Source organism: Parapedobacter soli (genome assembly GCF_025460835.1).
In the GTDB taxonomy this organism is placed as follows: Bacteria; Bacteroidota; Bacteroidia; order Sphingobacteriales; family Sphingobacteriaceae; genus Parapedobacter; species Parapedobacter soli.
The window spans coordinates 1-10,721 of record NZ_JAMXAY010000089.1 but is presented as its reverse complement, the minus strand read 5'-3'; the positions used below and the strand labels follow the sequence as shown (position 1 = coordinate 10,721).

Below are 10,721 nucleotides of genomic sequence, written 5' to 3'. Positions count from 1 at the left end.
GTTATTTGTGAGCCTTGAGTTACCCGCACAGCAACCCCTCACACACACGCAGCATGGGCAGCTTCGCACGGTGGTCAATCCGGCTGCCAGTCTGATGCACCCTGACGGCGAAGTGTCGGTAATCGGCCGGCGGCAGTGGGTGGGCATCGAGGGTGCGCCCACGGTATTCTGGGGAAGTGGCCACATCGGGTTTGATGGAATAGGGGCTACGGCTGGGCTAAATGTCAGGCATGAGAGCCTTGCGGTGGAGAAGCTGACGGAGGCGAGTGCTTTCTTTGCCAAGTCAGTCCGGATTTCGGAACAAGAGTATTTGGGATTGTCGCTGAATGCGGGATTCAGCTACCTCGATGGGCGCTTCTCGCAGCTCGACCCGATGGACCCGGCTTTTCGTGAGGATATCCGGGAAACGGATGCGTTGGTGGGCTTCGGCGTGATGCTGTACCGCCCGGAGCGCTACTATGTGGGCCTATCGCTGCCCCGATTGATGCTGGGTAACCTCGGGGTGACCGGCCACAGCCGCTATCAAGTTACCAACGTGTACCAACTCACAGACGGGGCGCTCTTCCACCACGGGCCAGACTTCCAGTACCCGCCCTAATTACTGGTTACCTACTCCGAAAGCCTGCGGCCGCAGGCGGAAGCCTCGGCGATGTTCTTCGTCAAGGAGGTGGTCGGCATCGGCGCAAACGTGCGCACGTATGGGGAGATTGCAGGCATGGCCCAGTTCAACTTTTCACGCTTCGGCTTGAGCTACAGCTACCAGTTCAATCCCGGTAGTGAACCCCTCAACCGGCGGATGAATAACACCACCCACGAAATCGGGATCTCGTACGTGTTCGGTGGCCGAAACCGATTGCTGTAGCTGTCCTTTTGTAAATACCTTTAATTTTATATCTTTGGCTGCAAAACCCTATAAACTTGAAAACGGTAATGGTTACGACCATGTTGAGCGTGAGCTCAATCTTTTTGCTGCAATCAGAGGAAATACCGCGATTGCGCCATGAATTGCAGTATGCAGCGTTGGACACATCCAAAGTATGGATGTTTCGCGACCTCGCTTATTATTACCAGTCTGTCGATCCGGATTCTGCCATTCACTATGCGCAGCGCGGTACAGCCCTCGCCGAATTGCTTGATTTCCCTTCGGGGCAGATCTGGTGTTTATACCAGGAAGGCCGGGCATACGGAAACAAAAACCAATTGGACAGCAGCTTTGCTATTTACGACGAAGCCATCCGCATTGCCGAAGAATCCGATGATGCGCTGAGCCAGGCCAAACTGTTGAATGCCGTTGGCGTGTCCCATTATTTATCGGGAAACTTCCACGATGCGGTGTTATATTACAATCAGGGCTTTCTACTGTCGGATTCATTGGGTTACCGGGAGGGAGAATCGTATGCGTTGAATAACATGGCCGTTATATATCGCATACAGCGCCGGTATGACCAAGCCTTGGACCTGTATGGAAAGTCCTTGGATATCAAAAAAGCGGAACGTGATACCGTGGGCATCATCAGTGGGTTGTATAACAAAGGGCTTGCTTTTTCGTATCTCGACCGGCACGAGGAAAGCCTCGCTGCCCTGCAGGATTCGAAGGCATTGGCTGATGCGTACAGCGGCCCGGTAGCAGATACCCCCAGCATCACTATTGGCATCGGTGTGGCCCACTACAACCTCGGCAACATTTCCGAAAGTCGGAAACATTTGGAAGCCGGCATCAAATGGTCTGAAACCCTGACCCCCGAAAAGATATCGGCCATGACCTACCTGGGAAGTGTGGATGTGATGCAGGGCCGGACTCAGCAAGGATTGGCCAGGATCGAAGAAGCGTACCAAATGACCGTACATTCGGGTAGAAAAGAGCTGCTGCGTACGGTGCTGAAGGAACGGGCAAACGCCGCCGAACGGGCGAACAATCACCTCCTAGCCAACGAAAGCTGGAAAGCATACAGTGTCATTTCAGACAGCCTGAATAACGAAAGCAATCGGTGGGCCATGGAGGAGATGCAGGCCCGTTTTGAGTTGCTGGATAAAGAAAACACGATCTCCATCCAGCAATTCCAACTGGAAAAAGAAGCCATCCAGCGGGTGTGGTACTTGCTTTCCGGCTGCCTGCTGGTGGGGGGCTTGATTACCGTGGGCTTTTTTCTCCGGAAAATCTTGAAACAACGGAAACAATTGGCACGGGAGGTCACGAAAAAGGAAGAAGCCTTGAACGAAAACGATTTACTATTGCAGGAAATGCACCACCGCACGAAAAACAACCTCCAGTTGCTAAATAGCATCCTGAGCCTCCACAGTCGTAATATCAATAATGAAGTAGCTCGAAGTGCGTTGCAGTCTAGCCGCGATAGTGTTGGGGCCATCGGGGTGTTGCACCATCAGCTTTACCATGCCAAGGACTTCCGTAAGATTGCCTTCCAACCGTATATCCAAAAACTGTGCGAATATTTCCGAACTGCGTTTTCCTTGGAAGAACGCAACATCCATTTGCATTTCCAATGCGACGCCTTCCAGATTGACATCGATAAAGCCGTCCCCATGGGGCTGGTGATAAACGAAATGGTCACCAATTCGATCAAACATGCCTTTACACGAAGAGACAACGGCCGGATTGAACTGCAAGTACGGAATGGAAAAACGAACATCACGATTGAGGTCGAAGATAACGGTATAGGCATAACCAGCCGTGCTGAGACCACGAGCGGAACGGGAAGGAAACTCATCCAGATTTTCAGCAATAAATTCGAAGCTGATTTCGATTACGTACACAAGAACAACGGGACGATCGCTAAATTCAGTATTCCGGTATAAAGGCAACCATGAATAACCTGACGCAACTTAAGATTCTGGTGGTCGAGGACGACGCCATTGTCGCACAGGATATTGTCGACTGCCTCCTCGAATTGGGCCACAGCCCCGTGGGACCTGCATACGAGTTAGCAACGGCCAAGCGACTCATCGCCCAACAGACCGTCCACATCGCCCTATTGGATATTCACCTGGAAACACGTGAAGACGGCATCATACTCTCCGCTTGGATTAAGAACGAATTTTGCATACCCGTCATCTTCCTCACCGCGCATAGCGACTACATTACCCTTTCCAAAGTCAAGAAAGTGCATCCCGATCATTTTCTGGTGAAGCCGTTCAACAAAGCCCAGCTTAAAGCTACCATAGAGATAACCTCCAACAATTTCTATAACCCCAACCCACGCTACGATGCAAACGCAAAGGCCGTGCTCTTTAACCATCGCGTAGATAACGTGTTGACCAAAAGGGAAATCGACGTTTTGCTATTAGTCTGTAAAGGATTAAGCAACCAGCAGATTTCCGAAATGTTATTCGTTTCTCAAAATACCGTAAAGACGCATTTGAAGAATATTTTCACCAAAACGGATTCCACCAGCCGAGCCAACCTAATCGGCAAGTTTAACCAATTCTAAAAAATCACCCTTTCGGGTGATAAGGTTATCACACTTTTCGTACAATTTTGCCCTCGTTAAACCGAAGACGAAATGAGAAAAGGTATTAAGATTTTAGTTTATTCGATTTCATCCGTAATCGTTGTTGCCATTGTTCTGATTACCTATGTATTTACCGCATTACCCAATGTAGACCCACCGAAAGACATGCAGGTGCAGATTACAGATTCCACGGTGGCACGTGGCGAATACCTCGCTTACCATGTGATGATGTGTGCCGACTGCCACGGCAGTCGGGATTTTACGAAATTTTCCGGCCCGCCGCATCCCGGAACCGAGTTTGCCGGTGGGGAGGTGTTCGACCAGTCCATGGGTTTCCCCGGACGATTCGTATCGGCGAACATCACGCCGTTCGGTGTGAGTGATTGGACCGATGGCGAGCTTTTCAGGCTAATCACCGAGGGGGTGACCAAGGATGGCGATGCAATCTTCCCCGTTATGCCGTATCACCAATTCGGCCAATTGGCCGGTGAAGATGTAGAGGCGGTGATTGCCTACCTGCGCACGTTGGAACCCGTAGAGACTGACCACCCGAAATCGAAAGCTGATTTTCCATTTAACATGATCTTGAGGACAATGCCCACAGCCGCTCAATTGGTGGAAAAACCGGATACGGCAGACCGTGCCAACTACGGCAAGTATATGTTTACGGCTGCCGCCTGTGCCGATTGCCACACCAATTTTGAAAAAGGGAAGCCCGTTGGCCCGCTCGCCGGGGGCGGGCGCGAATTTCATTTTCCCGACGGCAGTACCGTGAGGGCAACGAACCTCACCCCGCACGAAACGGGTACAGGACACTATACGCGAGAAGGGTTTATCAACCTATTTAAACGTTATGTAGATTCAACGTACGTGCTGCCGGACGTGAAGCCTGGCGAATTCCAGACACTTATGCCCTGGTACATGTATGCTGGCATGAAAGAAAATGATTTGGGTGCGATATACGATTATTTACAAACACTGGAACCGTATGATAATGCCGTGGAGCGCTTTACGCCACGGAAATAACAACGTGAATAAATAGCCTTTAAATGAAATACGCGTTATGAGAACGATCAAATACGTAGCTATTATGTTGGGTGGCCTGTTTCTATTGACCGCCTGTAAAGATGATCCCGCCGCACCTTCGGAAGAAGAGCAGATTACGAGGATGTTGCAGGAGGTCAGGGAGGCCACCGCTTCCTTTGCCGATATCGACCATGCAATCAATGCCGGGTGGGATACGGATTTGTCCGGTTGCGTAGAACACCCCACCGAAGGTGGTATGGGACATCACTACGCCCGACTCCAGTGGCTGGACGGAAGGGTTAACCACCTGGAACCACAGGTACTCCTCTACGCCCCAGGCGACGATGGTGAAATGGAGTTCCTTGGCTTAGAATATGTTGTTCCATTCGATTTTGTGGGGCCAGACGAAGCCCCACCGGTGTTGTTTTTCCATGCGTTCCACCCCAACCACGAACAAGGCTTCTGGGCATTGCACGTGTGGACGGAGAAAGACAATCCGAAAGGCATGTTTTACGACTGGAACCCGGACGTGAGCTGTCCGTAAAAAAAGCGTACTTAATCTGTTCGTGCTGTGAAAAAAATAATTATACCACTACTTTTAATAGCTGCTAATTATCAACTGTTGGCTCAACCTACGAATATACAGCCCAGTGCGGGCAACGTAGTCTATGTGAACACCGACGTCAACCAAGGGGCCCCCGGCTTTACCGGCAATGGTTCCTCCTGGGACCAAGCGGTACCCGAATTAGCGGATGCACTGGAGTGGGCCAGGATACAGACCGACGCGGGCACCGCTTCTTGGGATTCGGACAACTCACTGAAAATATATGTGGCCAAAGGCACTTACCGGCCGCTATACAAGATTGCGGAAACAGATGCTAATAATATACCGACCTTAGCACAGGACCGTAGTTTCCGCATGGTTCCGAACGTTCAACTGTACGGTGGGTTTGCCGCAGGTGAAACGGATCCCGCAAGCCGTAATTTCAATGCTAATGAAACGACCCTGACGGGAGATATTAACGGAACTTTCCACGCCTATCACGTCGTGCTAATGGCGGCTGGGGGCAGTTCCCTACTCGACGGCTTCACCATAACCAATGGAAGGGCCGTCGGCGGCCCGACCCCCGTGACTCTTAACGAGACCGGATATAACCTTTCCATATCCCGGCGCAATGGCGGGGGAATATACATCGCGCATGGCATGCTAGCGATTACACGGGTCATTGTGAAGGAAAACACGGCCAGTGAGGATGGGGCAGGCATATATTACGGCGGTGTACCCTCACACTTGTCCCACGCGACAATTCGCGACAATGTAGCCGGACGGGATGGCGGCGGTATAAGTTTGAGGAGTGGAACCCTTCCTATAAGCCACACCATCATTCGTGGCAATACGGCTGACCGAGACGGTGGCGGTGTAATCAACAATGGTGCACACATCAACATGGTCAACACCCTCATTTACGATAATCACGCGGAACACGGCGGCGGCGGTATCTACAACATTAATGCTTCACTCACCCTTACCAACGTGACCATCGCCGCTAATCACGCGGCCAACGTCGGCAGTGGTTTGGGTGCCATTGATGGAGGTGGCGGCATCCATAATAATTTCGGCTCTTCTTCTAAAATCCGTAATACCGCATTTTGGGGAAACACAGTGCAAAACAACTCTTCACGAAGCAATCATATTTATAATCAAGATGTGAACAGTGGGTCCGAATCTTGGAACATATTGATTGGGCCATTTGGCGGACTGGATTGGCTTCCTGAATGGGGTACCAACCATGGAGGAGAAATATTTACACCAGCCGCATGGAACCCGTTTACCAATTCGAATAACGGCGACTTCACCCTGCAGGAACACCGTAGTGCCCTCTACAGTCCAATAGGTGCCGGTGACAACCAATGGCTTTGGGAAGCCATTCGCAGCGACGAAGCGGCTCCCATGCCAGCCGATACCAGACACGATGATTGGGGAGTAGACCTCAACGGACGTCACCGGATATACAGCGAGACGGTCGACATCGGGGCGTATGAAGCACTGACTTATCAGCCTAACATCGAGCGTGTACTCTTTGTCAACCAGGCAGTTGACCAACATGCGCCCGGCTACCGCGGAGATGGCTCTTCGTGGGAGCAGGCCATACCCCAATTGGCCGACGCACTGGAGTGGGTTAGCATCGAGCAAGCTAGGTTTACCCCGACCTGGAATGCAGACAACCCGTTGCGTGTATATGTAGCGAAAGGCACCTACCACCCCTTATATCGGATAGCTGGGGAAGCGCCAAATTGGGTCGTTTCCGACAGGACATTTCCACTCCTGCCAAACATCCAACTCTACGGTGGCTTTGCCGGATATGAAGCGCAGGTGGACGCCCGGGACTGGAACCAGAACAAAACCATACTGAACGGTGTGATTTCCGGACAACATGCATACCATGTGGTAACAGCTGTGGGTAATGTCGGCGTAGCACGGCTTGATGGATTCACTATTACTGGTGGCAAAGCGACGGCCCCTAACAGCATGGCAGCGATTGATGTCGGCGGGAAGTCGATTAGCAGACGTTATGGCGGCGGTATTTACCTACATTCCGCATCACCCGTATTGACCAACCTGACAATTATCAATAACGAGGGAGCTGAGTATGGCGGTGGGATATACAACGAAAACTCAAACCCTATTCTTCTCAACACCCTGGTTGCTTCAAATACGGCAACATCAGGGGCGGGCATGTACAACACGCAGTCATCTCCAGAGTTAACACATGTCGTCATCAGTAAGAATTCGGCCGGCAACTGGGGTAGCGCCATGTACAACAGAGACGGCGCAAACCCGAAAATTCGAAATAGTATCATCTGGGGAAACACAAGTGGAATAGGCCTTGACATCTACAATGCCGCGACAGCAGTACCGCCTATTTTTGAATATAGTCTGGTAGGAGGTGCAGACACCTGGTCGTCAGGATGGGGTGTTTCGGAAGAAGGAAACATCGCCTCGACCACCGATCCGTTTACGGACAGTAGCAACGGTGATTTTACACTGAAGGAAGGAAGTGAAGCGATTGAGGCAGGCAGTAACTGGCTGTTATGGAAGGTATTGAGAAGTTCGCCTGAAGAGCCTATGCCTGTCGCTCCTTCGCACCTAAGCTGGAGCCCGGATCCGCGTTGGGGGCGTGATCTCGCAGCTTCCCATAGGCTCATGGGCGACTCCGTGGATATGGGCAGTTTCGAGGCGTCGACAACCACCATCACGCCCGATGCCAACAACATCGTCTATGTCAACCAAAATGTAAACCAAAGCACAGCAATATACCAAGGCGATGGTTCCAGTTGGATTCATGCTGTGCCCGAACTGGCCGAGGCATTGCGTTGGGCAAGACGGAAACACGACAGTGGGACCGCTTCTTGGGATGCCGACAACCCATTGAAAATCCATGTGGCAACTGGAACATATCGGCCTATTTACAAATTGATGGAGGTCGATGACACAGGGTTTCCCACAACCGAACGGGATAACTCCTTCTTGCTATTGCCCGATGTCCAACTATACGGAGGGTTTCCCGAAAAACCATATGTAACCCCGAATACGAGGGATTGGAAAGCGTACCCGACCATCCTGAGCGGTGAACTCGAAAATGGAGAGCATGCCTACCACGTGGTCGTGTCGGCTGGCAATGTAGGCAGCGCGTTACTTGAAGGTTTTATCGTCACCGGCGGAAAGGCCGATGGAATGGGTGAGTTGACCATATATGGAGAACCGATCATGCGGCAGCAGGGTGGCGGATTATTGCACCGTGCGTCCTCTCCGGTTTTACGCAACCTGTCTATTCGTGGAAATACGGCGACGAATACCGGAGGCGGGATATCCAACGTAATGGCGAACCCCCGGTTGACGAATGTTCTTATTGCGGAAAACCAAGCTAATATCGGCGCAGGCATTTCGAATTTCCTCTCATCCCCGGTATTGACAAATACAACAATCGCATCCAATACGGCGCAGACCGGTGGCGGCGGAATATTTACGGGTACCGGGGCTGCTCCCGAGATTAATAATACCATCATTTGGGGTAATGATGCGCCGCAGGATGCAAATATCGAAACGAGTGGGGGCAGCCCTGAATTTCGGTACAGTTTGGTACAGGGTACCGGAAACTGGCAAGCAGACTGGGGAACAGATACCGAGGGCAATGTAATTACGGCTGTCGATCCATTTAGGGATAAAGATAACAGCAACTTTACCCTCACGGACGGCAGTGAAGCAATCGATGCCGGCAGCAACAACGGGCTCTGGGAGGCGTTGCGAAGTTCGCCTACAGAACTCATGCCGATACAATCCAATGACCCCAGATGGGGATACGATGTGGCGAATAACGGTCGCGTCGTTGAGAATCACGTGGATATAGGAGCTTATGAATATTCGGGGCCGATTATCGATAATTTAATTTCACTTGACCCAGTGTTCGTACGATATGGCACGCCATGGTCGGCCATAGTCGGGCTGCCGACCGTAGTAGCAGGCGAGTTGTCCACCGGAAATACGGTAGATATCATGCTAAGTGACCCTGTCGAATGGCAACTGGTATCCCCACCGGGGAGCGCCTACAACGGTGCGGAACCTGGTATTTACATATACCAAGCCCCCTTGATGATGCCAGCGCTCGGTGATACGCCATATTTCACGAATCCCGACGGACTGGCAGCCGAAGTACGGGTAATGGTGCAGGAACCTGCTCCAACGGTTACGCAGGTTGCTCCCCCGTCACGGGTTATCGTCGAATACGGTACGCCATGGGAAGAAATCGATGAGCTGCCCGATTGGGTGATCGTTGAGTTGTCTGATGGAAATTTAGCTTCGGTATCGCTTGCCACGGACGCCGAGTGGGTTTTAATCTCCCCTGACGGGGGGGCATACGACGGCAATGTGGCTGGTGAGTATATATACCATGCGCCTTTAGTCATGCCGGAGGAAGATGCAGAACCCTATTTCACGAATAACGATGGTTTAGTCGCAGAAGTGACAATCCAAGTGCTTCCTTCCACACAGCTTGAACTCGACTGGTCAGTCCTGTTTGACGGGGTGGAGGTGCCAGACGGCGAAACGTTGCAACGGCATTATCGCGATTCCACCTGGATAACGTTTGATCTCGGCGATTGGGACGGCGATGCCAGTGATGTGCAAGCGAATGAGATCGGTGGTGAAAACTTGCTTGTGATCCTTAATTTCCTGTCGCCACGATTGATGGCGAGCAATCATATCGGAACTACGCAGGTGCAGGTTTCCCTCCCGGAATCCCCCAATTACCTGCCCTCCACAAAAACATTCACGGTCGAAATCACACGCCGGCCCATTGCACTTACAGCCATAGCCGCCGAAAAAGTATTTGGCACGGATGACCCCAGTTTGTTGGAAATCGAGGTCGCCAAAGGCGACTGGATACCCGCACCGGATGAATTAACCGATATCATCGGGTCCGTAACACGCGAACCCGGCGAAGATGCCGGAAGCTACAGCATCCTGATTGACGAACACGGACCCAAGGCCGATCGATATGCAATAGGCTTTGATACGGGTAATGGTGCGTTTACCATTACCCCGGCAACCATCACCGGCATTACCCTCGAAGACGGAACCTTCACCTATGACGGATCCCCAAAGTCCCTCCTCGTCACTGGAACATTGCCCGATGGCACCACCGTCACCTACGAGAACAACGAGCAAACCAATGCGGGCATATACAACGTGACCGCCACCATCACCGGCGATAACCACGAAACCCTGGTACTCGAAGCCACGCTGACCATTGAAAAAGCAAACATCACCGGCATCACGCTCGAAGACGGCACCTTCACTTACGATGGTTCCGAGCGATCGCTTGCCATAACGGGCGACCTGCCCGACGGCACCACGCTAAACTACACGGACAANACATCACCGGCATCACGCTCGAAGACGGCACCTTCACTTACGATGGTTCCGAGCGATCGCTTGCCATAACGGGCGACCTGCCCGACGGCACCACGCTAAACTACACGGACAACACCCGCACCGATGCTGGAACACAACAGGTGACCGCAACCATTACCGGCGATAACCACGAAACCCTGGTACTCGAAGCCACGCTGACGGTCGCGAAAGCGGAAATCACCGGCATCACGCTCGAAGACGATACCTTCACCTACGATGGTTCCGAGCGATCGCTTGCCATAACGGGCGACCTGCCC

At 52.0% G+C, this 10,721-nt stretch carries 6 protein-coding genes and 1 pseudogene; all 7 read left to right on the top strand.

What is annotated here, in order from left to right; translation table 11 throughout:
- The first annotated feature begins 7 nt into the window (after positions 1 to 7).
- Positions 8 to 862 (top strand): annotated as a pseudogene (locus NGM62_RS20970) (PorP/SprF family type IX secretion system membrane protein).
- A 68-nt stretch (positions 863 to 930) separates the two neighbouring features.
- Positions 931 to 2,814: a tetratricopeptide repeat-containing sensor histidine kinase gene (locus tag NGM62_RS20960; RefSeq protein WP_262250271.1), complete on the top strand. Its 1,884-nt coding sequence runs from the start codon at positions 931 to 933 to the stop codon at positions 2,812 to 2,814.
- Positions 2,815 to 2,822: 8 nt separating this feature from the next.
- Positions 2,823 to 3,446, top strand: coding sequence for a response regulator transcription factor (locus tag NGM62_RS20955; protein ID WP_262250270.1), 624 nt, complete (start codon positions 2,823 to 2,825; stop codon positions 3,444 to 3,446).
- 72 nt (positions 3,447 to 3,518) lie between these two features.
- Positions 3,519 to 4,493 carry a c-type cytochrome gene (locus NGM62_RS20950; RefSeq protein ID WP_262250269.1) on the top strand — a complete coding sequence of 325 codons (975 nt, stop codon included), beginning with the start codon at positions 3,519 to 3,521 and terminating at the stop codon, positions 4,491 to 4,493.
- Between the two features lie 37 nt (positions 4,494 to 4,530).
- Complete coding sequence (locus tag NGM62_RS20945; protein WP_262250268.1) at positions 4,531 to 5,037, top strand: hypothetical protein; 507 nt, start codon at positions 4,531 to 4,533, stop codon at positions 5,035 to 5,037.
- A 375-nt stretch (positions 5,038 to 5,412) separates the two neighbouring features.
- Positions 5,413 to 10,494 carry an MBG domain-containing protein gene (locus NGM62_RS20940; RefSeq protein ID WP_449301322.1) on the top strand — a complete coding sequence of 1,694 codons (5,082 nt, stop codon included), beginning with the start codon at positions 5,413 to 5,415 and terminating at the stop codon, positions 10,492 to 10,494.
- Positions 10,428 to 10,721 (top strand): MBG domain-containing protein (locus tag NGM62_RS22320; RefSeq protein ID WP_390938221.1); only part of this gene is annotated, 294 nt, incomplete at its 3' end. The genes NGM62_RS20940 and NGM62_RS22320, both read left to right, overlap by 67 nt.

Coding starts and splice junctions, on each gene's coding strand:
- NGM62_RS20960 (WP_262250271.1), top strand. CDS start 931: ATGGTTACGACCATGTTGAGCGTGAGCTCAATCTTTTTGCTGCAATCA.
- NGM62_RS20955 (WP_262250270.1), top strand. CDS start 2,823: ATGAATAACCTGACGCAACTTAAGATTCTGGTGGTCGAGGACGACGCC.
- NGM62_RS20950 (WP_262250269.1), top strand. CDS start 3,519: ATGAGAAAAGGTATTAAGATTTTAGTTTATTCGATTTCATCCGTAATC.
- NGM62_RS20945 (WP_262250268.1), top strand. CDS start 4,531: ATGAGAACGATCAAATACGTAGCTATTATGTTGGGTGGCCTGTTTCTA.